General features: G+C 45.1%; 26 protein-coding genes. 16 read left to right on the forward strand and 10 right to left on the reverse strand.

Annotation, left to right across the window (positions count from 1 at the left end; all coding sequences use genetic code 11):
• Positions 1-159 precede the first annotated feature (159 nt).
• Positions 160-1,194, forward strand: a complete 1,035-nt coding sequence (locus AB4507_RS14670) for a DUF3883 domain-containing protein (protein WP_372182878.1) — start codon at positions 160-162, stop codon at positions 1,192-1,194.
• Positions 1,195-1,216: 22 nt separating this feature from the next.
• On the opposite strand, the gene AB4507_RS14675 is transcribed toward AB4507_RS14670, so the two are convergent.
• A complete protein-coding gene (locus tag AB4507_RS14675; protein ID WP_017064050.1) occupies positions 1,217-2,173 on the reverse strand; it encodes an IS110 family transposase in 957 nt (318 codons plus the stop codon).
• Positions 2,174-2,574: 401 nt separating this feature from the next.
• On the opposite strand from AB4507_RS14675, the gene AB4507_RS14680 reads away from it, so the two are divergent.
• Positions 2,575-2,856, forward strand: a complete 282-nt coding sequence (locus AB4507_RS14680) for a type II toxin-antitoxin system Phd/YefM family antitoxin (protein ID WP_011080399.1) — start codon at positions 2,575-2,577, stop codon at positions 2,854-2,856.
• Positions 2,853-3,140 carry a type II toxin-antitoxin system RelE/ParE family toxin gene (locus AB4507_RS14685; RefSeq protein WP_017064044.1) on the forward strand — a complete coding sequence of 96 codons (288 nt, stop codon included), beginning with the start codon at positions 2,853-2,855 and terminating at the stop codon, positions 3,138-3,140. Before AB4507_RS14680 ends, AB4507_RS14685 begins: the two co-directional genes overlap by 4 nt.
• A gap of 149 nt (positions 3,141-3,289) precedes the next feature.
• On the opposite strand, the gene AB4507_RS14690 is transcribed toward AB4507_RS14685, so the two are convergent.
• Together AB4507_RS14690 and AB4507_RS14695 are read right to left on the reverse strand one after the other, a co-directional pair.
• Complete coding sequence (locus tag AB4507_RS14690; RefSeq protein WP_017059447.1) at positions 3,290-3,568, reverse strand: type II toxin-antitoxin system mRNA interferase toxin, RelE/StbE family; 279 nt, start codon at positions 3,566-3,568, stop codon at positions 3,290-3,292.
• Positions 3,565-3,849 carry a hypothetical protein gene (locus AB4507_RS14695; RefSeq protein WP_017059448.1) on the reverse strand — a complete coding sequence of 95 codons (285 nt, stop codon included), beginning with the start codon at positions 3,847-3,849 and terminating at the stop codon, positions 3,565-3,567. Before AB4507_RS14695 ends, AB4507_RS14690 begins: the two co-directional genes overlap by 4 nt.
• A 185-nt stretch (positions 3,850-4,034) precedes the next feature.
• Between AB4507_RS14695 and AB4507_RS14700 the strand changes: the two genes are divergently transcribed.
• Both AB4507_RS14700 and AB4507_RS14705 read left to right on the forward strand, forming a co-directional pair.
• Positions 4,035-4,736 carry a biotin/lipoate A/B protein ligase family protein gene (locus AB4507_RS14700; protein ID WP_372182879.1) on the forward strand — a complete coding sequence of 234 codons (702 nt, stop codon included), beginning with the start codon at positions 4,035-4,037 and terminating at the stop codon, positions 4,734-4,736.
• Between the two features lie 144 nt (positions 4,737-4,880).
• Positions 4,881-5,888 carry a LacI family DNA-binding transcriptional regulator gene (locus AB4507_RS14705; protein ID WP_017059450.1) on the forward strand — a complete coding sequence of 336 codons (1,008 nt, stop codon included), beginning with the start codon at positions 4,881-4,883 and terminating at the stop codon, positions 5,886-5,888.
• A gap of 73 nt (positions 5,889-5,961) precedes the next feature.
• Here the strand turns inward: AB4507_RS14705 and edd are convergent, their stop codons facing one another.
• Together edd and AB4507_RS14715 are read right to left on the reverse strand one after the other, a co-directional pair.
• The gene (edd, locus tag AB4507_RS14710) at positions 5,962-7,758 is read right to left on the reverse strand and encodes a phosphogluconate dehydratase (RefSeq protein WP_372182880.1); all 1,797 of its coding nucleotides are present in this window, start codon (positions 7,756-7,758) and stop codon (positions 5,962-5,964) included.
• Positions 7,755-8,279 carry a gluconokinase gene (locus AB4507_RS14715; RefSeq protein WP_017072143.1) on the reverse strand — a complete coding sequence of 175 codons (525 nt, stop codon included), beginning with the start codon at positions 8,277-8,279 and terminating at the stop codon, positions 7,755-7,757. Before AB4507_RS14715 ends, edd begins: the two co-directional genes overlap by 4 nt.
• Before the next feature lie 232 nt (positions 8,280-8,511).
• Here AB4507_RS14715 and ascF point away from each other — a divergent pair, with 232 nt between their 5' ends.
• From ascF to AB4507_RS14730, 3 genes are all read left to right on the forward strand, one after another.
• Entirely contained in the window at positions 8,512-9,990 is a 1,479-nt protein-coding gene (ascF, locus tag AB4507_RS14720; protein WP_017064040.1) for a PTS cellobiose/arbutin/salicin transporter subunit IIBC, read from the forward strand.
• A gap of 71 nt (positions 9,991-10,061) precedes the next feature.
• Entirely contained in the window at positions 10,062-11,492 is a 1,431-nt protein-coding gene (ascB, locus tag AB4507_RS14725) for a 6-phospho-beta-glucosidase (protein WP_372182881.1), read from the forward strand.
• 31 nt (positions 11,493-11,523) lie between these two features.
• Positions 11,524-12,141, forward strand: coding sequence for a bifunctional 4-hydroxy-2-oxoglutarate aldolase/2-dehydro-3-deoxy-phosphogluconate aldolase (locus AB4507_RS14730; protein ID WP_065583747.1), 618 nt, complete (start codon positions 11,524-11,526; stop codon positions 12,139-12,141).
• Positions 12,142-12,229: 88 nt separating this feature from the next.
• Here the strand turns inward: AB4507_RS14730 and AB4507_RS14735 are convergent, their stop codons facing one another.
• The 3 genes from AB4507_RS14735 to AB4507_RS14745 form a co-directional block, all read right to left on the reverse strand.
• A complete protein-coding gene (locus AB4507_RS14735; protein ID WP_017087617.1) occupies positions 12,230-13,105 on the reverse strand; it encodes a radical SAM protein in 876 nt (291 codons plus the stop codon).
• Between the two features lie 217 nt (positions 13,106-13,322).
• On the reverse strand, positions 13,323-14,144 hold the full coding sequence (locus AB4507_RS14740) for an SDR family NAD(P)-dependent oxidoreductase (RefSeq protein WP_372182882.1): 822 nt from the start codon (positions 14,142-14,144) through the stop codon (positions 13,323-13,325).
• Positions 14,145-14,354: 210 nt separating this feature from the next.
• The gene (locus tag AB4507_RS14745; protein WP_004732302.1) at positions 14,355-15,200 is read right to left on the reverse strand and encodes an enoyl-CoA hydratase/isomerase family protein; all 846 of its coding nucleotides are present in this window, start codon (positions 15,198-15,200) and stop codon (positions 14,355-14,357) included.
• Positions 15,201-15,527: 327 nt separating this feature from the next.
• Between AB4507_RS14745 and AB4507_RS14750 the strand changes: the two genes are divergently transcribed.
• Both AB4507_RS14750 and AB4507_RS14755 read left to right on the forward strand, forming a co-directional pair.
• Positions 15,528-16,901: an MATE family efflux transporter gene (locus AB4507_RS14750; protein ID WP_372074160.1), complete on the forward strand. Its 1,374-nt coding sequence runs from the start codon at positions 15,528-15,530 to the stop codon at positions 16,899-16,901.
• 9 nt (positions 16,902-16,910) lie between these two features.
• Positions 16,911-17,825 (forward strand): LysR family transcriptional regulator, encoded by a 915-nt coding sequence (locus AB4507_RS14755; protein ID WP_372082904.1) that lies wholly within the window; start codon positions 16,911-16,913, stop codon positions 17,823-17,825.
• A gap of 149 nt (positions 17,826-17,974) precedes the next feature.
• Here AB4507_RS14755 and AB4507_RS14760 read toward each other — a convergent pair whose 3' ends face one another.
• Positions 17,975-20,047, reverse strand: coding sequence for an alkyl/aryl-sulfatase (locus AB4507_RS14760; RefSeq protein ID WP_372182883.1), 2,073 nt, complete (start codon positions 20,045-20,047; stop codon positions 17,975-17,977).
• A gap of 188 nt (positions 20,048-20,235) precedes the next feature.
• On the opposite strand from AB4507_RS14760, the gene AB4507_RS14765 reads away from it, so the two are divergent.
• The gene (locus AB4507_RS14765) at positions 20,236-21,138 is read left to right on the forward strand and encodes a LysR family transcriptional regulator (RefSeq protein ID WP_137002226.1); all 903 of its coding nucleotides are present in this window, start codon (positions 20,236-20,238) and stop codon (positions 21,136-21,138) included.
• On the opposite strand, the gene AB4507_RS14770 is transcribed toward AB4507_RS14765, so the two are convergent.
• The gene (locus AB4507_RS14770) at positions 21,135-22,034 is read right to left on the reverse strand and encodes a DMT family transporter (protein WP_372182884.1); all 900 of its coding nucleotides are present in this window, start codon (positions 22,032-22,034) and stop codon (positions 21,135-21,137) included. The two genes, AB4507_RS14765 and AB4507_RS14770, sit on opposite strands and share 4 nt — an antisense overlap.
• A 196-nt stretch (positions 22,035-22,230) precedes the next feature.
• Here AB4507_RS14770 and AB4507_RS14775 point away from each other — a divergent pair, with 196 nt between their 5' ends.
• From AB4507_RS14775 to AB4507_RS14795, 5 genes are all read left to right on the forward strand, one after another.
• Positions 22,231-22,620, forward strand: a complete 390-nt coding sequence (locus AB4507_RS14775) for a VOC family protein (RefSeq protein WP_017064032.1) — start codon at positions 22,231-22,233, stop codon at positions 22,618-22,620.
• 51 nt (positions 22,621-22,671) lie between these two features.
• Positions 22,672-23,196 (forward strand): hypothetical protein, encoded by a 525-nt coding sequence (locus tag AB4507_RS14780; RefSeq protein WP_136977973.1) that lies wholly within the window; start codon positions 22,672-22,674, stop codon positions 23,194-23,196.
• Between the two features lie 169 nt (positions 23,197-23,365).
• Positions 23,366-24,805: a 6-phospho-beta-glucosidase gene (locus tag AB4507_RS14785; protein WP_372182885.1), complete on the forward strand. Its 1,440-nt coding sequence runs from the start codon at positions 23,366-23,368 to the stop codon at positions 24,803-24,805.
• 99 nt (positions 24,806-24,904) lie between these two features.
• Entirely contained in the window at positions 24,905-25,903 is a 999-nt protein-coding gene (locus tag AB4507_RS14790) for a LacI family DNA-binding transcriptional regulator (RefSeq protein ID WP_017064029.1), read from the forward strand.
• A gap of 202 nt (positions 25,904-26,105) precedes the next feature.
• Positions 26,106-26,666 carry a sugar O-acetyltransferase gene (locus AB4507_RS14795; protein ID WP_372182886.1) on the forward strand — a complete coding sequence of 187 codons (561 nt, stop codon included), beginning with the start codon at positions 26,106-26,108 and terminating at the stop codon, positions 26,664-26,666.
• Positions 26,667-26,743: the final 77 nt, after the last annotated feature.

A 26,743-nucleotide genomic window follows, 5' to 3' on the forward strand; every position in this document is an offset into this window, starting at 1 on the left:
TAGCGGCTTCGTTCAACAAACTGTTCAAGAGTGATTCGCAACGCGTGGCATTTTTTTATGCGTTGGTTTTAGTGTTTAAGGTGGTATGCGGGAGCTTCGGTATTGCGTTGCTCACACCTTAACAGGGCGTTAGCTTATTCATCAACTTAGGAAGCTAAAATGAAAGTATTATTTGCTCGTATTGGGCACATGAAGTTTTATCAAGGTCCTCAAAAAGGTGATGAACGACCTATTGGTGGTGGTAGCTATAATGTTGACGAATTAGGTCACGAAGCATACAACTTCAAAGAAGTTGATGGGAAATTATATGGTTACTTCCAGCCTCATATGAAAGAACCTTATCACTTAAACCTGAAGCGTATAGATCCAAAAACTGAAACTGATCAAGTTGAAGATGTGTTGGTAGTTTTCTTTGCCAAAAATCCAGTTGGTACTGGGCAGGTAGTTATCGGTTGGTATAAAAACGCTATAGTCCATAAAGAGATTTTGCGTCCGGAAAATCAACCTCAAAGAGATAATTTCGGCTATAACATCGTTGCAGAAAAGAGTGATGCGGTATTACTTTCGATGTCCAAAAGAAGATATCTGATGGGGCATGGTATTGAGGGAGTAAAAGCAGGAAATCCTGGGCAAGCTAACGCTTTCTATACTTATGATAACAAGTTCAAGAAAAAGGAAAGTTCTGAACTTAACTCATGGATCGATGACGCAATCGAATATGTAAATACATATGAGGGTGGAAAGATTGATTCATTTGAGGACGAAATTCATGAGGAGATTGAGCATTCAGCTTTTATGGGCGGAGGTCAAGGATTTCAATCTAATATTGTTACTAAACGACTGATTGAACAGCATGCGATGGATATGTGTAAAGAGCATTTCATTGCTAAAGGGTATGCGGTAACTGACACCTCGCTCAATAAGCCATATGATTACATCGCAATTAAAGGTAAGGAAAAGCTGTTCATCGAAGTTAAAGGAACACAAACGTTAGGGGAAAAAATCATCCTCACCAAAAACGAAGTCGAAATGAGCAAGAAATATGGTGATCAAATGGTTCTGTTCTTAGTTCACTCGATTGAAATGAATAAAAAGCGCACCAAGAAAAACTCGGGTGAAGTCGTAATCAAATCTCCATGGAAGCTTAGTGAAAGTAAACTTGTTCCTATAAGTTATACGTACACCATAAGCTAACAAACGACTATGGCGTCAATGATTAATTTTTGGCAGTGTTTTCATCCCACATGGCGCCATCTCTCAGCATAGAGTTAAGAGTCACAACCATCTTTCGAACACACGCGATTATTGCGACTTTCTTAGGCTTTCCGGCAGCTACAAGTCGAGCATAAGTTGCTTTGAATACGGGGTTACATTGCATGGCTGACATCATTGCCATATATAACACTGTGCGTACTTGCGCTCGACCGCCTTGGATCACGCGCTTACCTTTGTAGCGCCCACTTTCGCGTGTTATTGGAGCGACACCAATTAGTGATGCCGCTTGTTTATTTGTGATGTAGCCAAGTTCTGGTACGTTGCTAATTATTGATGCAGCGGCAATGTTTCCTATTCCAGGGACGCTCTGCAATATTGTGTTTTTAGCCTGATATTCAGGGCTATCTTCAATGAGTTTAACGAGCTTTTCTTCTAACTTGGTGATTTGATTTTTTATCGTGGTTAGCATCGGTTTGATAGTCGGATGGAGAGAAGCGGGAAGTATCTGGATTCGGTTCTTTTCCATGGTTTGCATGGATAACAACTGGTTTCGGCGAATGACTAAGTCACTCATTAGGCGTATGTTTTTTGGCTTTATGACAGTAAGAGCTGGTTTGATTGCTTCTCCATAGTGAGCAATCAATTCTGCATCTAAACGATCATTTTTGGCTCTGCGGCCAATAGCACCAGCGAACCGTTTTATGTGGACAGGGTTTGCTCTGACAATAGGTAATTGAGCCTCTGCACATGCAAGAACAAAAGGCATTTCTAATCGGCCTGTTGCTTCAATAACGATTCGTTCAGGACTGTGACTCTTAATCGTTTTGAGTGCTTTTTTGATGCCTTTATCATTGTTCTCTACTGAGAAAAATAGGTCTAGTGGCCTGATGTGGATGTCTAATTGTGTTTTGCCGGTATCAACTCCAACGTTGATGCTTTGATTGATTTTGGTATTCATAATAAGCTAACTCATGCTTGCGTAATGCGGGTTCGAGACCCAGTCGACTATTCGAGGTTTATGCTTGAAGTCCTATGTAGCGTTCATGTTTGTTATCGGTCTCTCGATAGAGGAGCCAGCGTTTAAACGAACTACTACATAGAAAGCTTTAGTTGCAGCTAAAGCCTGGGTCTCACATTACCCGATTGGAGTGCTTATTATCCATACAAACTGTTTAAGAGTGATTCGCAACGCTTGGCATTTTTACTATGCGTTGTGTTTAGTGGTTAAGGTGGTATGCGGCGGCATCGGTATTGCGTTGCTCACACCTTAACAGGGCTATAACACAAAATCAGGCTATTGCTCAAAATTGCTATTTGAACTATTATTTGTACATTAAATTGTACCACAGAGAGTTCAACATGAGCCGCATCCATTTTGATCAAGATATTCAGCCTTTGTCTGAATTTCGTGCTGGCGTGACGTCATTTATTAAACAGATTAACGAAACTCGCAGACCACTAGTTATCACACAACGTGGTAAGGGTGTTGCGGTTGTCCTTGATGTTGCAGAATATGAAGCAATGCAAGAGAAGATCGAGTTACTGGAAGAAATGCGTACTGCTGAAGCACAATTAGCTTCAGGTTTAGGTGTTTCCAATGAAGACGCTCGTGCTCAAGTATTGGGGCGCATTAAGAAATGAAAGTAGTCTGGTCACCACTAGCATTACAAAAGTTAGGTGATGCAGCCGAGTTTATTTCACTGGATAATCCAGTGGCGGCAGAAAACTGGGTTAATGAGGTTTTTGATAAAACTGATTTACTCTCAAGTATGCCTGACATGGGGCGAATGGTTCCTGAGCTGCCTCATACCAATTACCGTGAAATTTTGTTTGGTCACTATCGCATCATATATAGCCTTAGCCATGAAATTCGCGTCCTCACAGTACGAAATTGTCGTCAGATACTAACGGAAAGTGACGTGTAGCAATTGTGTTATAACAATCAATTTAAGAGGGATTCCCAACGCTTGGCATTTTTGCTTCTACTTCAAATTTAGTGTTTATGGCACAATGCTTTAGGTTGGGTGGAGGCGTTGTTCACCCCTTAATTGGGCTAGTTGCCCAGAGGAAGTAATCAATCCATTGGGAACTTTTGTTTCTGGTGGAGTACGCGCATAATTCGGATAATGTCGCCTTCGATCCAATAGGAGACGATCATTGAAATCTCAGGAATTATAAGTAATCGCCCACGAATGCCGTCTCTCTGTACACCCATTAGAGGCTGCTCAAGCAAGTTTTCTACTTTTGTTTCAATGAGGTTGTCAGCGTTTTCTGCCGCATCAGGGTTGAAGTCATAGATAAACTCAAAGATCCTTTCACGATCATTGAGTGATTCTTCTTCCCATAAAATCATTGCTTACCTCGATTACGTATTCTGGCTTTGCGTTCTTCCATTCGAGATTTAGCAGTTTGGTGTTCAACGAAAACGGATTCTCCTGAGTCAAACTTCTCAAATGCTAGGTTTACTTGTTCAGTTAGCCATGCATCGTGAGATAATGTCTGTCTTTGTTGCTCAGCGAGTTGCTCAGTAAGCTCACGGCAAGCACCACTCAGTGTGCGACCTTGGCTCTCAGCCATCTGTTGAGCTAGGCGTTTTGTTTCTTCATCAACACGAAATTGAATTCTAGTGTCCATGATGTATTCCTTTATTGGTGTGTGTACAAATGTTAGCACTCACCTTTGAGATGGGCAACTGACAAGCTACTATGGCGCCAATAACTAACTTTTGGTGCTATGTTTCATCGCACATAGTCCCATATCTCATCAACCATTGCAGAACGTTAAATGGTAGGTCACCACTATCTGTAGAGGAAAGTGCATTGAAGTTAACCAATAAACTCGTACGTTACCCGCACATTGATGTTGATCGTGCGTTTGAAAAAGAAGCTGAATTATTGCAGCAAATTCAGGCGGGTGAGATTGGGCAAGCCTTAATGTTGTGGCAAGCAAAAGCGCCGACACTTGTTTTGCCCGCAGGTAAAAAGTGGCCTGTGACCGTAGAGTCTAGAAAACAACTCGCGGCACAAGGTTGGCAACTCACCTTACGTAAAACAGGCGGCGCTCCCGTTCCCCAACTGCCGGGGATCATTAACTTATCGCACATTTACCATTGGCCTCGTGATGAAGCCTACAACATCCAAAAAGCGTATCTACATCTGTGCAATGTCTTAACCCTGTTTTTTAAAGAACTGGGCATCGATGTGGATGTACACGCGACTCCCGGTTCTTATTGTGATGGTGACTACAACCTCAATATCAATAAACAAAAAATAGTGGGCACGGCGCAGCGTGTTTTGCTTAAACAAGGGGGCGGCCAAATCGTACTTTCGCAAGCTTGTATCTTGTTGGATGTCGACCTAGAGAACATCGTTGCACCCGTAAATTTTTATAATCAAGTTTGTGGACATCCAACCGTGGTGGACGCGCAAGTTCATACTCCGTTGTCCGCACATCTGACAACTCTACCCAACGTAGACTCACTCTTTCGGCAGTTAAGCCAAGCTTTCATCAAGCATGCGTGATACCAACCTTTCGTTAACGCCAAACTAATTTGCCGATGGTAGAACGATTTCAATACTATGTGTCGATGACAACGAATGGGTTGAACTTAAGGCGGTGAGAACTTTATAATGTTACTTGTAACATAATAAAGAGTTCAAATAGTTATGACAGAACAGCAGAAGAAAACTCGAACCACACTTCAAGATGTTGCAGACAAAGTGGGGGTCACAAAGATGACCGTCTCTCGTTACATGCGCAATCCCGATTCAGTCGCAGCCAAAACTCGCGTTAAAATTGCAGCGGTTATTGAAGAGATGGGATACATCGAAAACAAAGCGCCAGCTATGCTCTCTAAATCGTCGAGTAAAGCGATCGGTATCTTGCTCCCTTCGTTATCAAACCAAATCTTTGCCGCGTTTGTTCAAGGTATCGAAACGGTTACTAAAGAGAATGGCTACGAGACGTTGCTTGCTCACTTTAGCTATGATGCTGTGGAAGAAGAGGAAAAGATTGCTTCGCTGCTTTCGTATCAAGTTGATGGGTTGATATTGACGGAAAGCCACCACACCCCCCGCACGTTACAGATGATCAAGAATTCAGGTGTTTCTGTTGTTGAAACGATGGAACTCCCAACCAATCCGATCGATATGGTTGTTGGCTTGGACCATATTGATGCTTCTTACCATGTCGTGAAGCGAATGATTGAAGCTGGTAAACGCTCTATTGCTTACTTTGGCGCTCGATTGGATGCGCGAACCAAGTTGCGTTTGCAAGGCTATGACAAAGCGATGTATGAGGCTGGATTAGAGCCTAAACACGTGTTGACTGAACAGCACTCTAACTTCTCTTTGGCTGAAGATCTGCTTGATCGCGCTCTTGCGGATTACCCAGACCTAGATGGCGTGTTCTGCACCAATGATGACATCGCGATAGGTACCTTGCTCATTGCCCAGCAACGTGGAATCCAAGTGCCGCAACAGTTATCTGTGGTGGGCTATAACGCGTTAGATATCGGTCAAACCATACGCCCAAAACTGACTAGCGTGGATACGCCACGTTATGAAATAGGTAAGAAAAGTGCCGAGCTACTGCTTGCCCGATTGAAAGGTGAGCCAGTTACGGAAACGGTAGTGGATATGGGCTATCGCATCACTGATGGCGAAAGCGTTTAACCAAGTATGGTGGAAACTGAAAGGGGCATCGAAATGATGCCCCTTTTGCTTTTACATTTAAGTAATGACACAGCTAGACGATAAAACTCGCCCCTTGTTCTGCACTCGAAACGCTTTGGCGCATCACGCTAAATAGGTTGCGCCCCATGGTTTGCTGGTTGGCGTCTGCCTCAAATACCTTCGCTTGGCGAGATTGCATGTCGTTGAGGTTATTGAGTTCGCCACTCGCGCAATCTAAGCGCAGGATATCGCCTTCGCGAACAAGCCCAATGGCTCCGCCTCGAATAGCCTCTGGTGAGACATGAATCGCGGATGGGATCTTTCCTGAGGCTCCAGAAAGGCGCCCATCAGTAACCAGAGCCACTTTAAACCCTTGTTTCTGAACATTACCTAGAATCGGCATGAGCTTATGCAGTTCAGGCATACCGTTCGCAGCTGGTCCATTATTTATCACCACAACAATGCAATCTTTGTTGAGCTCACCTCGTTGATACGCAGCTTCTACCTTATGTTGGCAATCAAAAACTACCGCAGGTGCTTCTATTACACGTTGCTCTTCTGCAACCGCTGACACTTTAATCACTGCGTTGCCAAGGTTCCCTGAAAGGACTCGCGTTCCGCCTGTACTTTGGAATACCTGTTCTTGGCCTGCAATTACCTCTGCATCTGCCGACTGTTTGCACTTTTTCCACGTTAGCTTTCCATTTTCAAGCTCTGGAATACTCATTTGATCTTCAAACGAGCCAAAGGTAGGTGTGACATCTCGGTGCAGTAAGTTGGCTTGATCTAAACGGCGTAGCAGCGCGGGAACTCCTCCTGCCGTTTGGAACGCATTCATATCTGCTGGGCCGTTGGGATAAACTCGAGCAAGTAAAGGCACTACATCGGATAGATCGCTGATGTCTTGCCAAGTCAGAATAAATCCTGCTGCGCGTGCTACTGCGACCATGTGAATGCTGTGGTTAGTGCTGCCACCTGATGCGAGTAGGGCAACAATGCCATTGATTAAGCTTTTAGCGGTAAAGACTTCAGAAAGCGGGCGGAAGTTTGCGGCTTGTGGTGTCATTGAAGCAATTTCAATGGCGGCATGCTGAGTGAGTGATGCGCGCAATTTAGAGTCAGGATGAATAAACGCTGAGCCCGGAAGCATCAGCCCCATCGCTTCAAATACCAGCTGATTGGTATTGGCTGTGCCGTAAAAAGTGCAGGTGCCCGCTGAGTGATAAGCGTTGCACTCCATATCCAGTAAGGCACTTTTTCCTACCTTGCCAGCCGCGTACTCTTGGCGAATGTGTACTTTCTCATCATTGCTGATGCCCGTTGCCATCAAGCCTGCCGGAACAAAGGCAGTTGGTAGATGCGCAAAAGAGAGCGCGCCCATCAGTAGTCCTGGAGCTATCTTGTCGCAAATACCAAGTAATAGGGTTGAATCAAACACGTTGTGACTCAGTGAAAGAGCGGTCGATTGAGCAATCAAGTCCCTTGAAAACAAAGACATATCCATGCCTGGTTGCCCTTGAGTTACCCCGTCGCACATCGCAGGAACACAGCCTGCTACTTGAGAGGTGTGGCCGAACTTAGCTAACGCCTTTTTGATCTGATCTGGATAGTGTTGATACGGCTGGTGAGCGCTTAACATATCGTTGTAAGAGCTGATTAACGCCACATTGGATTTAGTGAGATCAAGAATCGAGCGTTTCTCATCGGAGCAAGAAGCTGCGACAGCATGAGCCAAGTTGCCGCAAGAAAGCCCTTTACCACCTTTGCCAGCAGAGGCTTGGTGTTGGGTTCGGTTTAGAAACGCTTCATGAGTCTCTTTGCTTCGTTCAATTAATCGTTGAGTCACCGCTTGGATGGTTGGAAGGGTCATGCTGTTTCTGCCTCATCAGTCATTGAAAGCACAATCGCAGCACAGTCCACAACGTCATCAATACCGCCATCAATGCTGATGACAACCGTATCTGGCTCGTGATCGGGTCTTTCTAATGTTTCGAACTGGCTTTTAATCATGTTCTCTTTCATGAAGTGGCCTTGGCGCTGACGCATTCGATGCAAGATCAGGTCAATGTTGCCATCTAAAAAGAGAAAGGTGAGGTTTTTGTTCCCTTCGCGAATTTGGTCGCGGTACTTCTTCTTCAACGCAGAACACACAATAATGCCGTGCTCATTTTTACTTTCTAGGCTGTACGCTGCATCACGAACGCGTTCCAGCCATGGAATGCGATCATCATCATTAAGAGGTTGGCCTGACGCCATTTTTTGAATGTTTGCTCGAGGATGAAGGTCGTCACCATCAATGAACTTACGCCCAAGTTTTTTTGCCAACTGCTCGCCTATCGTGCTTTTCCCACAAGCACTGACACCCATGACGATGACACTACTACCAGCCATAACTCAATCCTCTTAACAAATTTGCGCGTGATCTCAATTTTGAACATCGCTTGTAAATATGGCTTTATCTTATAAGCGTTACCGGTAACATGTTACCGGTAACTTAAGGAAGTGTGATGAAGGACACAAAACAACAATTGTGATTGTTTTTGCATCCTACTGACGGAAAATTAGTCACATCTCACTATATTCGCGTTTAAAAATCACTGGAAAGAGATCTTTGGGGGATAAAATGGCCAACGATTACCGCGCAATTGCGAAATCTGTTGTTGAGCATCTTGGGGGCAAGACAAATGTGGCTGCCCTAACACACTGTATGACTCGACTACGATTCGTTTTACACAGCCAAGATGGCGTCGATATTAACAAGCTAAAAGCACTGAAAGGTGTGATGGGTGTTGTTGATAATGGAGACAAAGTACAAGTTATCATTGGTAACGAGGTATCGTATGCATACAAAGAAGTGATGGCGCTTTGTGAGCTATCCACTGTATCTGAGTCAGAGGTTCCTGCTAAAAAAGAGAAGCTAACGGCTAAGTCAATTGGTGCGAAAATGTTGGACGCACTGGTTGGTACCATGTCGCCTCTTATCCCAGCAATCATTGGCGCTTCAATGGTCAAACTGCTCGCCATGGTACTTGAGATGCTGGGCTGGGTTGAGCCAAATGCACCTACCTTGATTATCTTGAAAGCGATTGGCGATGGCGCCTTCTTCTTCCTACCGGTTATGGTTGCCGCTTCCGCATCGATCAAATTCAAGACCAATATGTCTCTTTCCATTGCGATTGCCGGTGTCTTAATCCACCCGAACTTTATGGAATTGATGGCGCAAGCAGCAGAAGGCAAGCACGTTGATTTCTTCGGTATCCCAATCACGTCAGTGAAATACACCTACACGGTTATTCCTGTACTTGTGATGACTTGGGCTCTTTCTTACATAGAACGTTGGGTAGATAGCATTACCCCTGCTGTGACTAAAAACTTCCTGAAACCTATGCTTATCGTATTGATTGCAGCTCCGGTTGCTATCGTACTTATCGGTCCATTTGGTATTTGGGTTGGTACTGCACTTTCAGCGCTTGTTTACACAATTCATGACACATTAGGTTGGTTGTCGGTTGCTATCATGGGCGCACTGTGGCCTCTACTTGTTCTTACTGGTATGCACCGTGTATTTACTCCAACGATTATTCAAACCATTGCTGAGACGGGTCGTGAAGGTATGGTTATGCCTTCAGAAATCGGTGCCAACCTCGGTATGGGTGGTGCGTGTCTGGCTGTTGCTTACAAAACCAAAAACAGCGCACTAAAGCAGACATCATTAGCCGCAGGTGCTTCAGCTATCTTCGCCGGTATCTCTGAGCCTGCATTGTACGGCGTGCTTGTTCGTCTGAAACGTCCACTTATCGCAACAATGATTACTGGTTTTATCGTAGGTGCATTAGCGGGCATGGGTGGCCTTGCGAGTCACTCGATGGCAGCACCAAGCTTGTTTACGAGTGTTCAGTTCTTCGATGTGAATGACCCAATGAGTATCGTTTGGGTGTTCGGTCTGATCGCATTGTCTATTGTTCTGTCATTTGTTCTAACCCTAGTTTTAGGCTTTGAAGATGTTCCAGAAGATGATGCCGATGAGAAAGCAACTTCAGAGTCAGCAAACAAAGAAGCTGGTAAGGCAGAAGACAAGCCGACAGTAGTGTCCGCGTCTTAATTAGAATTGATTAATTTATTCAGTCACCTTACTTCATCGTAAGGTGACTTTTATTGTTTCCGAGGTATTCGATGTCAAACATTCAATTTCCCGAAGATTTCTTATGGGGCGGCGCTATTGCTGCAAACCAGTCTGAAGGCGCTCACTTAGCGGGTGGTAAAGGCCTAACAACCGTAGATATGATCCCTTATGGTGAGAACCGCATGCCAATTAAGCTTGGTCAGGTTGATAAGGTGACGCTCAGCGAAGACGAGTTCTACCCAAGCCATAACGCGATAGACTTTTATCACCGTTACAAAGAAGACATCGCCTTGCTGGCAGAGATGGGATTTAAAGCCTTCCGCGTATCCATCGCTTGGAGCCGAATCTTTCCAAAAGGTGACGAGCTAGAGCCGAACCAAGCTGGCTTAGATTTTTACCGTGATGTTTTTGAAGAGTGTAAGAAATACGGTATTGAGCCGCTCGTTACCTTGTGCCATTTCGATGTGCCTATGCACTTGGTCAACGAGTATGGTTCGTGGCGTAATCGTAAGATGATTGAGTTCTTTAGCCGTTACGCGAGAACCTGTTTCGAAAACTACAAAGGCTTGGTGAAATACTGGTTAACTTTCAACGAAATCAATATTTTACTAGCGAGCCCGTTTTCTGGTGCTGGATTGTTGTTTCAGGAAGGCGAAAATCACGATCAAGTGAAGTACCAAGCAGCTCACCATGAGCTAGTAGCAAGCGCTTTGGTAACCAAGATAGCCCATGAAGTTGATGAGCAAAACCAAGTGGGTTGTATGCTGGCGGGCGGTAACTTCTATCCATATTCATGTAAGCCAGAAGATGTGCTGATGGCGATGGAAAAAGACCGCGAGAACCTGTTCTTTATCGATGTTCAATCGCGTGGTTACTACCCATCTTATGCTCAAAAAGTGTTTGATAACAAAGGTGTGGTGCTTGAAACACAAGAAGAAGATTTCGAGGTTCTGAAAAATACTGTCGATTTCATTTCTTTCAGTTATTACGCTTCACGCTGTGCTTCCGCTGATATGAATGCAGGAAATACGAGTGCAGCGAACGTCGTTAAGTCCATCAAAAACCCTCATCTTCCAGCAAGTGATTGGGGCTGGGTCATTGACCCTACAGGTCTTCGAATTACGATGAACACACTCTATGACCGTTACCAGAAACCACTTTTCTTGGTAGAAAATGGCTTAGGTGCTCGTGATACCTTGGATGACAATGGAGAAGTGAGCGATGATTACCGCATTGATTACCTTCGTCAGCACATTGTTGCGATGCATGAAGCAATGGAAGACGGTGTACCATTGATGGGTTACACACCTTGGGGTTGTATCGATCTTGTTGCGGCGTCGACCGGAGAGATGAGCAAGCGCTATGGGTTTATCTACGTGGACAGAGACAACCTAGGCAATGGTACGTTAAATCGTATTCCTAAAAAGTCATTCCACTGGTACAAAAAAGTGATCGCAAGCAACGGCAGCGACTTGGCTTAATTTGTCTGTTTGATAATGAGAGAAATGAACAATGAAAACAATTGAACAGCGACTCAGAGATATTCGCATCGTTCCGGTGATCGCCATTAATGACGTTGCTCAGGCTGTGCCGCTTGCGAAAGTACTGGTTGAAAATGGCTTGCCTTGTGCTGAAGTGACATTTCGTACAGAAGCGGCAGCTGAGTCGATTCGTTTGATGCGTGAAGCTTACCCTGAGTTACTGATTGGCGCAGGTACTGTGCTGACTACAGAGCAGGTGGATACTGCCATTAATGCGGGTGTTGATTTCATTGTCAGCCCAGGTTTGAATCCAACCACAGTCAAATACTGTCAGCAAAGAGGGGTTACGATTGTTCCTGGAGTGAGTAACCCAAGCTTGGTTGAACAAGCAATGGAAATGGGGCTTAAGACACTAAAGTTCTTCCCTGCCGAGCCATCTGGCGGTGTCGCAATGTTGAAAGCGTTGACGGCTGTTTACCCGGTTAACTTTATGCCTACAGGCGGTGTAAGCCCAGCGAACGTTGAGTCTTACTTAGCACTGAAATCAGTCGTTGCCTGCGGTGGAACTTGGATGGTACCGACAGACAAAATGGACAAGGGTGATTGGGATGGAATCGCAGAATTAGTCCGAGCGGTCGGCTCCAGATAGTTCGATAGAGATACATAGCTAGAAAATGAAAGGGCCAGCTGACACTGGCCCTTTTTGTGGCTGCTTCAAACGATGTAGAGGTTACTCGTTACCAAGCAAAGGTTTTAATGACGTTTTGCTTAGTGATTGGGTTATGCGCGATGTCTTGATTTATCTTATCAAGAAACGGCTTACGAGCCTGAGGCAACATGCCACGCATTGGTGAGATGTTATTGCCGTGGTCACCCCAGTAGTAGCAATCGAAATCTTCTAGGTTTTCGAGCAAGTATTTTTCTTCTTCCAGAATCTGCAATGGCGTTGGTAAAACAAACTCGCCACGGTTTACTTCTTTTTCTAACACCGATCCCGGTTGAACGGCTAAAGCCATCGGTGCAATCGCATCTGGCTGCATGATGTTCAGCAAGCTGGTGGTATTAATCGCATGCTCTACAGAACGTTCTTTGCCGCCAAGGCCAAAGATAAATGAAGCTAGCACCTTGATGTCTGCTTCACGGGCTAGGTTCATGCCCTCAATTGCGTGCTCACGCGTCATGCGCTTTTGAATGCGTTCAAGCACAATTGGGTCACCTGACTCCAAACCTGAATAGGCCATGCTTAAACCTGCCGACTTAATCTCTTTTAATTCAGACAAGCTCTTACGACGGAAGTCATTGAACCCTGAATACAGAGAAATGTTCTTGATCTCTGGGAAGGTGATCTTGATGTAATCCAGAATCGAAATCAGCATCTCGGTTCTAATCGCCATCACGTTACCATCGACTAAAAAGATAGATTCAACATGCGGGTAGATCTTTCTCGCCGCATCAATATCTTCAAAAATGTCTTTGATATCTCTTACTTTGAAACGCTTATCATCAAACATCGTGCAGAAGGTACATTGGTTATTACTGCACCCCAATGTTGTCTGGATGAGTACGCTCTCTGCTTCCATCCAAGGACGATAAACTTTACCTTCAAAACGCATAAATGCTCCTCGGCCGTAGCCTGTGTTGTTTCGACGGGGGCAAGTTTAGCAATCTGCATCTTGGGTGATAATTGGGCAAAGCGGGGAATCAGTATTAAAGAAATCTTAATAATCGAAAGAGCGCGCAGTTCTTTGTCTGTATAGATAGAACTGCGGCTTGGATTGTGTGTGTGGTGGTGGGGGGGAGTTTTAGTGGTCGTTTTTTACTAATGAATGATCAGTGCGTAACGCACAGCTTTTCTTCGAGTAATTGATTAAGCACTGTCACCAGCTTGTGGTTCTTAGTGTTGTCTAATGCGTCGGCGTGCGGGTCTTTGAACAACCCAGAATCATTATCAAAATATTGACCAGAAGCGTTGGCAAACTCATCACTGAGCGCAGCACGACAAAGAATATCGGCTCCAATCGCTAGGTCGTTTCCATCAACGCCATAAGCATCTTTTACTAATTTACTGCCAAGGAAAGAGGCTGGGTTTACAGGGATAATTGCGGTGCCTTTGTCTAAAAGAGTATTGGCTAATTCGATGGACCACATCGTTAGCGCCAGCTTACTTTGCGCGTAAACCGGACCATCAAGTTCACCCGCACTCGGGCTGATTAATGCCTCTAAATCGACGGGTGCTTGGGCTGCTGAAGATAGATTGACGATACGACCTGTCGCATCAAAAAGAGGAAGCAGCTTTTGTGTCAGGAGATACGGCGCAATGGTGTTTACGACAAAACGTACATCAAGATTGTCTGGAGTGGTGATGTCCGACACCTTATACACACCTGCGTTGTTAATGAGTATATCGAGTCGTTTGTGATCGCTTTTGATTTGGGTTGCGAGCGCCTCAACTTCAGAGAGCGTCGATAGGTCTGCGATGTAGCTTTCGATGATTGCATTCTTAGACAGGCGAGACAGAGCGGTCACGACTTTATTGACCTTAGCTGGGTTGCGGCCATGAATTAGAACATTGTGCCCTTGCTGCGTTAGTGCTTTTGCGGTCTCTAAACCAATGCCATCCGTGGCACCTGTGATCAGAATTATTTTTTGCATATTCCGTCCTTCAAAAAATAGTTTGAACAACGTTATAACAAAGATTAATGACACATAGTTGCATTTGGCTCACAAGCTGAAGACTCAAATGTGAGTCTATGGGGCAAATAATGACCATTTTAACACTTGGTGGTTAACCGTTGGCGTTTAACGATTAAGTAAGACAATGGGTCAGTTTGTGACTGACCCAAATTAAGAGAAGTGACCGAGTTATTTGATGTCTTGAACGTTCATAACCAGAGTTTCCCAGTTACGTTGGTTTTCCATATCGTGCTCTAGGCCTTGCTCATCGGCAATTTGGAAGCGCTTAACCGCAGGGGTTTTGCTCGTAGCTTGATACAACCAATAAGCTTCCGCTTTGAGTGCTTCGTCGATCGGTTTGTCGATAGACTCGTACACCGCTTGCTTACATGCATTGATCGATTCGGCAGGGAATTTTGAGATTCGTTTGGCTAGAGTATCAACATATTCGCCAATTTCATCCGGCTCTAGTGCCTTGTTGATGGTGCCGTATGCTTCGGCTTCGTCAGCATCAAAGTCACGTGCACTTAGGACGATTTCGAGTGCGCGACCTAAGCCGACTTGGCGTGCCATACGTGATGCGCCGCCACCACAAGGAAGGATGCCCATACCCACTTCCATTTGCATGAATTTGTATTTACCGCGAGCCGCGAATCGCATGTCACACGCCAGTGCAAATTCGTGGCCTCCACCTCGAGCGAACCCTTCAAGCTTGGCAATGGTGGCTTGTGGCAGTTTGCTGATTCTTTCTAGCACCACTTGCAGGTCGAGTAACTTCGCTTCTTCACGAGAAACGGCTTCTGTCGACATGTCTTTTAATAGATTAGTGTCGTAGTGGCAGACCCAAACTTCAGGGTTTGCTGACTGAAATACCACGACCTTGATGTCACGATCGCGCTCTAGTCTCATTGCTAAACCATTGAGGTCGGCAAGCATCTCTTGCCCTTGAACATTCACAGTACCGAAGTCAAAAGTGACGGTAAGAATTCCATCCTCGGCTTGAGCTTTAAACGTTGTATAACCTTGATATGCCATTTCCATATTCCTTCTGAGAGATTTCATTTCAGCCTATTCAGTGTGAATGCGACCTAAATTCAGGCTAGCGAGGAATGTTCGAACCAACAATTAACAATTAAACGAAACACTATTAACGAATTATTAAGAGTTTTGGCGGGTTTTGTAATTTCAATTTATTCAGTGTCTTAGATGGATATTTTAACGTTGAAGGTATCTTGCTAATTCGATTGTCAACGAAATCTAAAAACTCATTCCTTGTCTGGCGCTCTTATCCTTTTCATTTAGCTTCGTATACTGCTCAACTAGGTAATTAGCCCTAAGGTACAGACAAGAGTGAACCGACTTATGCAGATGAGATCCGCGACTTTGAAAACCATTATTGAGAAAACACTGCCACTGACACTGGGTGTGTTTGCGATCATGATGGTGCAATTGGTCGATTCGATCTTTATCGGTCAGCTAGGGGTGAATGAGTTGGCGGTTCACGGTATCACCTTGCCATTCCAAGCGGCGTTTACCGGGGTTCAAGTGGGCATCGGTGTGGCGGCAACGTCCATTATTTCTCAAGCTGTAGGGGCAAAAGAGCAACGTAAGGCCACCTCAATTGCCACGTTGTCGGCCGGGTTTGGTGTGGTGGTAATAGCCTTAATCTGCTTAGGCCTGATTGTTTTTAGCGATTCTGTTTTTGCGTCGTTTGTGAATGATGTCTCTGACGCTCAATACCAATCCATGCTGTCGATTTTTAATGTGTACTGGCCACTGTGGCTGTTCAGTGCATTGATGGTGGCAGTGCTTTATCTGGCCACCTGCGTTTATCGTGCCAATGGCGATACCAAAACAACCGGCAGCATGTTCTTAGCTGCCAGTGTGATTAACCTGATACTCGACCCTATTCTGATCTTTGGATTGGATATGGGCATCGCAGGTGCAGCGATCGCATCGAGCATTGGCTATGCATTCGGCGCAATCTACATGTTAATTAAGTCTCGCGGCAAGGGTTGGTTTGGCTTCAATGGCGCGTGCCGTAACCAAATCAAAGGCTACAGTTTTGAGCTATTCAAGACGGTAATGCCAACCACTGCGAATCAGATATTACCTGCGGTCAGCGCATTCTTCTCAATGCTTTTGATTGCGAGAATCGGAACCGATGAGATGGCTTTTTGGAGCTTACTTGCCCGTGTTGAAAGTTTTATGCTGGTGTTTTCTCTTGCTCTGACCATGTCTATCCCGCCTATGATTGGTCGTTACCTAGGGGCGCAGCAGCGATGCAAAATCCCTGAGCTATTGAATACAACAGCGAAGTTCTTATTGGTTTTCCACACCGTGATGGCAACATTGTTGGCGCTGTTTAGTGGCTGGATTATTCCTGTTATCTCGGAAGAACAAAGCATACGCAGCTGGTTTGAAGTGACCTTGTTATTTATACCGTTCAGCTATGGCCCGCTTGGGCTTTGCATGTTGGTTGCTTCGGTCTTTAATGCCTTGGGTGTGCCTCGTAAAGCTTTGAATGTCTCTTTCTTACGCTTGTTTGTTTTCTACATTCCTGCTTTATGGCTCGGCTCGATAACTGGAGACATGATCAATGCGGTTATTGCTGCGACCGTCGCCAATGTTTTAGCGGGCGCTTTTGCATGGTTTAAGCTTAATGCCTATATTAAAACTCACATTATCCCTCGTGCCGCTGCGGCCAGTAAGCAGCGTGTACTCAGCGCAGGCTAGCCATTATTGATGAATATTGAACATCTGAAATTGTTTGTGCGACTCGCGTCTACGCACAATATAAGTCAAGCAGGACAAGAGCTTGGGTTGTCACCTCCGGTAGCCAGTATTCATATCGGAAAGCTCGAAGAGAGCCTAGGTGCACGTCTTGTGCATCGCACCACACGGAAGGTCTCTCTGACCGAAGAAGGCATGGCGTTTCTTCCTCACGCCAAGCAAATCCTTTTGAGTGTCGAAGCGGGTGTTGCCTCTGTCGGAACCGGTAATGAATTACCCAAAGGGGTGTTGCGAATATCTGCACCTTCTTCGTTTGGTCGGATGCATGTTATGCCAGCGCTAAAAGGGTTTTTGGCTAAGTATCCAGATCTGTCGGTGGACATTTCACTCAGTGACTCAATCGTCGATCTGGTCGATGGTGGCTTTGATGTAGCGATTCGTAATGCGGAGCTACAAAACTCAAGCCTGATCGCTCGTAAGCTCTCTACTGATAAGCGTATTCTGTGTGCGTCGCCAGAATATCTGGCAGTTCATGGCTATCCGAAAACACCAGAAGACCTCAAGCAACATCAATGCATCAATCAAACCGGCTTAGAAGGTTGGACGTTCGATACACCAGAAGGCGATGTCACCATCAAGAAGAAAGGTGCGATTCGTGTTGATCACGGTGAAGCGGTAAGGGATGTATGTGTCGATGGCTTGGGCATTGCCATGTGCGCGAGTTGGATAGCATACAAGCAGCTCGCGGAAGGTTCGCTGGTTGAGGTGTTGCCGGATTACCCTTTAAAGGATGAGGCGGCTATCTGGGCGGTATACCCGAGTGCTCAGTTACTTGCACCAAAGGTGCGCGTATTTATCGATTACTTTGTTCAATATTATGGTTCACCTTCTTATTGGGATTGCGACGTAAACGGTCAAGCTGAGTAGCTATCAGCTTCAGTAAGAGTAGCGTTCAAGAAGCACTCATTGATAACAAATAAGAAAGCCCCGACCAAAAGGTAGGGGCTTGTTTTTATGTTCTTTATAGAACGTTTTTCTAGCTAACTGCTGTTGTTTTTATTTAGTGTATCTGGCGTTTAATGAGCGTGTACCGCTGAATCTTGGTATAGCTCTGCATCAACTTCTTCGCCTTTACTTGGGCGCGGTACAATCTCAAAAGAGGTGTCAGCTTCTGTCAGTGAAGACAGCAGTTTGTTAAGTGATGTCTTATCACCTTTCACGCCTGCTTGTCTGTCTTCTAACAGTTTTCCAAGGCTTGTTTTCTTAAGCACGATGTCAGACACGTCAGACTTATTGATGATCAGTGTCGTATCCGCATCTTGCAGCTCTGATACTTGGATGTTGTTCAGGTTGCCGTTAGACATCTCAACGTAGTAGAACTCTTTTACATCAGGCAACTGAATATTCAATGTAAATGGTGTTTCTTGTGCTTTTAGCGAATCCACTTTTACGGCTAAGTAATCGAGTAGGTTTTCAATCGTCATGTTCGCTAACACATCCGGAGATGCAGTTTTCGGTGCGCCCGGTTGTGTGCCAATACGAAGCTCTTGAGCGCCGGTTAGGTAGATGTTTCTCCAACCTGCACCTTCTGATTGATAACCCAACTGCTCGTATGTATCTGCCAATAAGCCACGTGCAACTTTGTTCTCTGGCTCAGCTTGAATCACCTTATTCAGTGCTGTTGCAACGAAGCGGTATTCACCTTCTTGGAAATCTTGCTGCGCTTTTTCAATCACAGCATCGCTGCCGCCCATGTATTCAACAAACTTCACCGATTCTGGCTCGATTGGTAATGGATTAAGGTTAGCTGGGTTCATGTCGAAGTAACCAAGATACATGTTGTACACAGCGCGAGCGTTGTGAGAGTAAGTACCGTGGTAACCATTGGTGTGCCAAGACTGTTGAATGCTGTCTGGCATTACCTTGTAAATCTCGTCACCGATGTCTTGTAGAACCACACCGTTATTGGCTAAACGAAGCGTTTGGTTATGAGTAAAACCGTAAGCATCACGCTGCATTTTTAGGTAATCAGAAATCTCTTGTTCACCCCAGATTGGGGCTGAGTGAGACGCAAACAGTACTTCTGTTTCTTCGCCCCAAGTGACTAACATTTCGTTGATCTTCTTAGACCATTTCAAGCCGTCACGTACTTTAGCGCCACGCAGCGTGTACAGGTTGTGCATGCCTTGGTAGGTCAGTTCGCCAGTCCAAAGTGCTTTCATGCTCGGAATATACGTCACCATTTCAGAGGCCGCTTCGGTACCTGAAGCATCCATGAATTGCATTTCTAGGCCGTCGATAACCAGAGTTTCAATCTCTTCGTTATGGTTCAGCTCGTAGTCTGGCAGTACGTAAGTAATGCTACCAGTTGATAGGCCTTTCGACAGTGCTGCATCCACAATACCGTGTTCATGTCGGTTCAGCGTTGCGCCATATTGATAAGCGGTACGACGAGACATTGCATTACCCGCCAATACGTTTTCGTCGACGATCTCTTTAGTAATGTTTTTCGAACCGTACACTTTTACATCTGGGTATGCGTCTTTGATTGCTCTTGCGCCACCAAAGTGATCAGCGTGCGAGTGAGAGTAAATCATTGCTACGACTGGCAGTTCGCCGCCATCAGGCACATTGTTTTTGAAGAATTTTAGAGATTTAGCGGCCGCTTCTTTGGTAAGAAGTACGTCATAAGCGATCCAACCGTTGTCACTACGAATGAAAGAGATAGACGCTAAATCCGCGCCTCGAACTTGGTAAACTTTACCCGGAACAACTTCATATAAGCCTTCTGCTGCTTGGTTCAATACCGCTTGGCGCCACAGTGAAGGGTTTACTGAATCTGGTGCTTGGTCTGCATTCGTCACACTTGGGTCGATAAAGTTAAAGCTATTGCGAATGATGTCGCCCGTCTCTTGGTCGAAGCTAGCAATTAGACCCTTGTTGTTATTGTCGAAAGCGCGAGTGTCGGCAAAGTTAAGTGTTTTTGCGAACTCTTGGTTTGCCTTAGTCGTCATCTCGGTTGCGCTTTTGCCACCTTGGTCGCCAATTTCGCTGAAGTGTGCGTGGTCATGGTTAGCTGCAATTGCCGGGAATGCGAGCGAGATAGCCAGGAACAGTGATGCATTTTTGAACGTGCGAGAAGTCGTCATAAGAGCCTCTTCATTTCAGAATTTTGTTTCGTTGAGGCGATTATAGGAATAAGACATATAGCAAAAAATAAAGTAAGCTTTATTTAATACATCACGATTGGCTATGTATTGAATCATGCAATGGTTGGGCGACGAAGACGAATCCTGACCTATGATTGATTAAGACCACATTGACAGGGAGAGTAACGGTGAGCGACGTGGAAAAGTTGGATTTAAATCTATTGAGCGTGTTCTTAGAAGTGTATCGATTAAAGTCGATCACGCTTGCATCAGAATCGCTTGGTATGACTCAGCCTGGGGTTAGTGGGGCATTGAAGCGATTGCAATCTCAGCTTGATACCGACCTGTTTATTCGTGAAGGGCGTGGGATTATTCCGACTAACGCTGCGGTGCAATTGGCAGACCGAGTAGAGCCTGCTCTAGAAGGGATAAGCAGCGCAGTAAGCACTTTAAAGACATTTGATAATCAGCAGCATCATGTGTTTCGTATCCTGGTGAATGAGATTGGATTAACCAAGCTTCAACCTCTCGTCGAGCAAGATGAGACGTTGGGCAATATCTCGATTGAATTCAATATGGTGCCGAACAACGAAGAAGAATTATTGCAAGGCTTGAGCATGCAACAAGCTGATTTAGCGATTGATATCCATTACCCGCAAGTTAACGGCTACATGAAGCAGCCGATGATTGAGGATGAATTGGTGCTAATTGCTCGAAAAGGACACCCCAGAATCAATGGCTCTGTGACGCAAGATCAGTATTACGATGAAAAGCACGTTACTTTTAGAATGCGCCGAACTCGTTTATATACGGCGGAGTACTTTACTAAATCACCATTAAAGCAAAGAAAGGTGAGTGCAGAGTGCGATTCTTTGGTGACCATGTGTGTGCTGGTATCGGGCTCAGATTGTGTCGGCAGTACATCGCGTGATTTTGCCAATCAATTTTCCGAATCCTTCCAGCTTCAAGTCCTTGATCAGCCGTTTGAAATCTTACCGATGCAGCAATACATGATTTGGCATAAAAGAACCGATTTGAACCCTGCTCATCAGTGGCTGAGAAACAAGATTCAGCAATATATGGCTGATTAACGAGCCGCTCTTGCTGCTCGTTTCTGTTTGGCGCTCTCTATCATCTTAGAAGGCGTCATTCCTGTCACCAACATGGTGCCGGTGATAACTAGAATTGAACCAACAATCGTATTGATGCCAATTGCTTCATCTAAGAATAAGTTACCCCATAGAATACCAAATACCGGAATGATGAAGGTCACGGACAGGGCTGAAGGTGCGCCGAGTTCAGAGACGATATTGAAGTAAAGTAGATACGCTAACCCAGTACATACCGCGCCTAATAAGACAACCGATGTAGTGATCGTAACGTCGGGTGTTTCTCTCATCGGAATAAAGAATACAAACGGCAAAACCAGCAATACCGCAGCCCACATGCTGCCATGAGCATTGTTGAATGCCTCAACTTTAGGTGCTTGTTTGGTATAGTTTGACGCGATTCCGTAGCTAAAGGCTGCCATCACCGCCGCAAAAATAGGAAGTACAGCCTCACGGCCAATGTTCATCGCATCCCAACCGACCAACACGCCAACCCCCGTTACCCCAATCCCAAGCCCTAATAGAACACGCGCCTCGAGTGTAGTTTTGGTCCATATCGCACCTATGATTGCCGCCCAAATTGGCGCAGTCGAGTTCAAGATAGCGAGTGTCGAGGCGTTCAGTGTCTGTGCGGCATAAGCGAAAAGTAAAAAGGGAACCGCAGTATTGAACAATCCAAGAATAAAGAAGTGTTTAGCATGTGAATTGAACGACAATTTCTTTCTTAAGTAGATAGCGACCAATAATAGAGTGATAGCAGCAAACAGCACTCGCGCTTCAATCAACACCGCTGGGCCCAGTGGATTAGCGGCAATTCTCATGAACAGAAACGAACCGCCCCATATCGCAGCGAGAGTTATTAATTTTAGAAAGTTCACGGCTTATATCTCAGAATGTGTAAAACCCGACTATGGAGGAAAGATAACTATTACACAAACATAGATGCCAATACTGTGCAGTTATGGACATAAGTTTGAGTCCTTAAATAGGAACAGCTTCGATGAATTTCGTTCTGTTTATTGATCCTTATTTGATGAGTAATCTAGCGTTAGACATCAAACTTAGGCAAACAAAATGAAGATTGAACACATCGCAATTTGGACCAAACAACTCGAAGTACTGAAGCGATTTTATGAAGATTATTTCGGCGCGACATTGAACTCAAAATATCACAACCCAACTAAAGGGTTTTCTTCATACTTCCTCTCGTTTGATACGGGAAGTCGTTTAGAGATTATGGAAATGGACTCTGTCCCTGAATCGAAAGACGACATCTATGACCAGTTCACAGGCTTCATTCACATGGCGATATCATTAGGTTCGGAACAGGCGGTCGATCAACTGACTCAACACTTGGTCGAAGACGGCTATGAGCGCTTAGATGGCCCAAGAAGAACAGGCGATGGCTATTATGAGAGCTGTGTACTCGATCCGGATGGTAATCGTTTGGAACTTACCGTTTAATGTAGAGACTTAATTGAGTTACTCATCTACTAACGGAACTGAGGTATGACAATGATGAAGCTTGCTGTGACTTTCCTTTTTAGTCTTGGGCTTATGGGATGTGCTACCTCAGAACCGGTGTATGAGCAGGAGGCGGACTCAAAGCCTGAACCATCACAACCCATAGGTTACCTCGGTTTTAAAGCTCACCAAGAGTGGGCGATTCAATTCAATGATTGCACGGTCTACGATTTAATCGGTGCACAACCTTACCAGTGGTTTGATCGCACTTCAGCCTCTGTGAGCTGTTATACGTTTAAGCCAAACGATGCCATCGAGCCTTTATCTGTCTATGCCGACGCAAACTTCGACAGCAATAAGCTAGCCCCGATTAACCTATTTCAAGAGCTGCAGGTATCAGAGTCTGGCTGGGGCAAGTTTCCTGCCGTCTATGAGACCAACGGCACCAACTGGTTGAAAGTCAAAGAGGGTTGGATTCACCTCACTTTAGCCGATCAGACACTCGTCCAGTTCTACCCGGGAACTCAAGACCTATCCGGCAAATCACTGCATGATCAGTATTTTGAACAGCATTGATCGTAATGCTGACTGTTGATTAGTCTTTAGATCGATCAAAAAAGATCTTTTAACTATTGCTGAAATCGGTTTCAACTTGTATCTTTTCTTTTATTGAAATCGGTTTCAGAGTTGCAATGAGCTCTCTAATCCTGATCTTTTTCACGAATAACTTGTAGCGAGTAATGGTATGAACAACGAATTTCCGAACGATTTTTTATGGGGTGGTGCGGTTGCTGCACATCAACTAGAAGGCGGCTGGGATGCGAATAGTAAAGGTGTCAGTGTTGTTGATGTATTAACAGCGGGCGCTCATGGTGTACAACGTCGAATCACCGATGGCGTGATTGATGGCGAAAACTATCCTAACCAAGTCGCAGTGGATTTCTACCATCGCTACAAAGAAGACATTAAGTTATTCGCTGAGATGGGCTTTAAGTGTTTCCGTACCAGTATCGCGTGGACGCGTATCTTCCCAAATGGCGATGAAGCTGAACCGTGTGAAGCGGGTTTAGCGTTTTACGATGATCTGTTTGACGAGCTGTTGAAATACGACATTCAGCCTGTGGTAACACTGAGCCACTTTGAAATGCCTTACCATCTAGCTAAGGAATATGGCGGCTGGATGAACCGCAAAGTGATCGACTTCTTCGTTAAGTATTCAACTGCAGTGATGGAACGATACCAACACAAAGTGAAATACTGGATGACGTTTAACGAGATCAACAACCAGATGAACACCTCGGCAGATATTTTCGGTTGGTTATGCTCAGGCGTGAAGTTTCCACAATGCGAAAAGCCGCAAGAGGCGATGTATCAAGCGGTTCACCATCAGTTTGTTGCAAGTGCTTTGGTGGTTAAGAAAGGTAACGAGATCAATCCAGATCTTCAAATCGGCGCAATGTGTGCGATGGTGCCTTTCTATCCTCGTTCTTCTAAACCGGAAGACATTATGGTGGCACAACAAGCGATGCGTGACCGTTACTTCTTCTCAGATGTGATGGTTCGCGGTCATTACCCAAATTACGCTACGCGTGACTGGGCAATCAAAGGCTTCAACATTGAGATGCAGCCCGAAGATGAGCAGATCCTAAAAGAAGGTAAGGCTGATTACTTAGGCTTTAGCTACTACATGTCGAATACCTTGGATTCTTCTTCTCACCAATCTACAGAAGAAGCGATGGACGGCGGTCATGAAAATTCGGTCGATAATCCGTTCATCCAGTCTAGCGATTGGGGCTGGCCAATTGATCCGACGGGTTTGCGTTTCTGTTTAGCGTCTCTGTATGAACGTTATGAAGTGCCATTGTTCATCGTTGAGAACGGTTTTGGCGCTGTTGATACCATTGAAGAAGATGGCAGCATTAATGACGACTACCGTATCGCTTACCTTGGCGACCACATCAAAGAGATGAAAAAAGCCGTTGCGATTGATGGTGTTGATTTGATGGGTTACACCCCTTGGGGCTGTATCGACTTAGTTTCGTTCACCACGGGCGAGATGAAAAAACGCTACGGATTCATTTACGTAGATAAGCACAACGATCAATCTGGCTCACTAGAACGCAAGCGCAAGAAGTCTTTCGAGTGGTATAAAGGTGTGATTGCATCTAACGGTGCCACTATTTAGAATGCATTCCCCAGCGCAGTTATGTGAACTGTGAGCTGTCATTTTGCAATGAATTAGTCGGCCTATGTCGGCTAATTTTTTATAAAGGAAAAGAAGCGAATGGTAACCATGCTTGATGTCGCAAACCGCGCAGGCGTATCTAAATCGACCGTTTCTCGTGTCTTAAATGGCAAGAACATCGTGCGCCCAGATGTGGTGAAAAAGGTATTTGATGCGATTCAAGAAACAGGTTATCGACCGAACTTGTTGGCTCAGCAATTGGCGACCAAGAAGACCAATTTCATCGGCTTTGTAATTACCAATGAGTTGTTCAATGGCCCTTACTTCTCTTCCTTGATGTATCACGCGGCTTCTTATAGCGAAAAGTCGAATCACCAATTGGTGATCACCGATGGCAAACACAGCGCTGAAGACGAAAGAAAGGCGATCAATTTCCTGCTGGATATGAAGTGCGCGGGCATCATCATCTATCCGCAATGTTTAACCGAAAGTGAGATAGCTCAGATCATCGAAAGCACTGACACTCCGATTCTGGTACTCAACCGAGAAATGCCGTCGAAGCCCAATCATGCTATTACCACCGACCATTATCAGAGCGCTTGTTTGATGGTTGAACACATCATCGAGCAGGGTCATACCGATATTGCAGTGATTCGTGGTAAAGCCGGTTCTTCGACCGATGAGCTGCGTTACCAAGCCTATCAAGATGTGTTAACTAAACATGGTGTTGCGTTGGATGAGTCCAACGTTGTTCAAGGTGATTGGACGATGGAGAGCGGTTATCACGCGGCTCAGGCTTTGGCAAAAAGCAGAACCACATTCACTGCTATCTTGTCTGAAAACGATGATATGGCGATTGGTGCGATTAAGGCGTTAACCGAACTTGGGTACTCATTGCCTCAAGATGTTTCGATCGTCGGCTTTGATAACAGCAAAGTGGGGGCGTTTTTAACGCCAAGCTTAACGTCTGTGAGTGTGCCATTAGAGCAAATGACGCAAAAGGCGATCCTGCAAATTGTCGGTGAAACAGAGCAAGCGACCACCATCAATACCACTGGTAGTTTGGTGTTACGTGATTCGATAGCGAAGCTAAATTAGCACTGTTCGAATTTCATATTTTACCTACAAAAAGTGACGAGCTGCGCATCTCTTAAACCAAGCTCAAACACTCCTTATTCACTGTTATTTAGATGTGCGATATTGCGTTTTTGGTCGATGAATTGACCACCATTAGTTAAGTAATGTGAAGCTAGATAAGTAATATGAAAATAGCTAATTGATGTGAGAACAGGTAAGTAACGTGAAAACAGAAAAACAAAAAATGCTAGCAGGTGAACCTTATCAGGCTTGGGATAAAGAGCTTTATGCAGCTCGTATCGAATGTCGTAAGGTGCTTCAAAAACTCAATAACAGTATTCCTGGCACATCTGAATGGGAAGCAGCAACGCAAGAGCTCATTCCGGACTGTGAAAATACACATTTAGAACCTCCATTTCGTTGTGACTACGGCTCGAACATTAAGCTAGGCAAGAACTTCTACGCTAACTTTAACTGCGTGATTTTGGATGTGGCTGAAGTGACTATTGGCGATAATGTGCTGCTTGGTCCGAACGTTCAAATCCTGACTGCAGGTCACCCACTCGATGTGAAAGGCCGTGTAGAAGAAGGCGTTGAGTTTGGTACACCGATTAATGTTGGCAACAATGTTTGGCTTGGCGGTGGTGTAATTATCTGCCCCGGTGTCACCATTGGCGAAAACAGCGTGATTGGCGCGGGCAGTGTCGTAACCAAAGACATCCCAGCCAATGTGGTTGCAGTCGGTAATCCATGTAAAGTGCTGAAAGCGATCGATAACGAGTAATAATCAGATTGAATTGATAAAGCCCGAACCTAGGTTCGGGCTTTGTTTTTTCTATTCTTGCTAGATGCTAGATGCTA

This window comes from Vibrio sp. 10N.222.54.A3, from assembly GCF_041474095.1.
Taxonomy (GTDB): domain Bacteria; phylum Pseudomonadota; class Gammaproteobacteria; order Enterobacterales; family Vibrionaceae; genus Vibrio; species Vibrio crassostreae_C.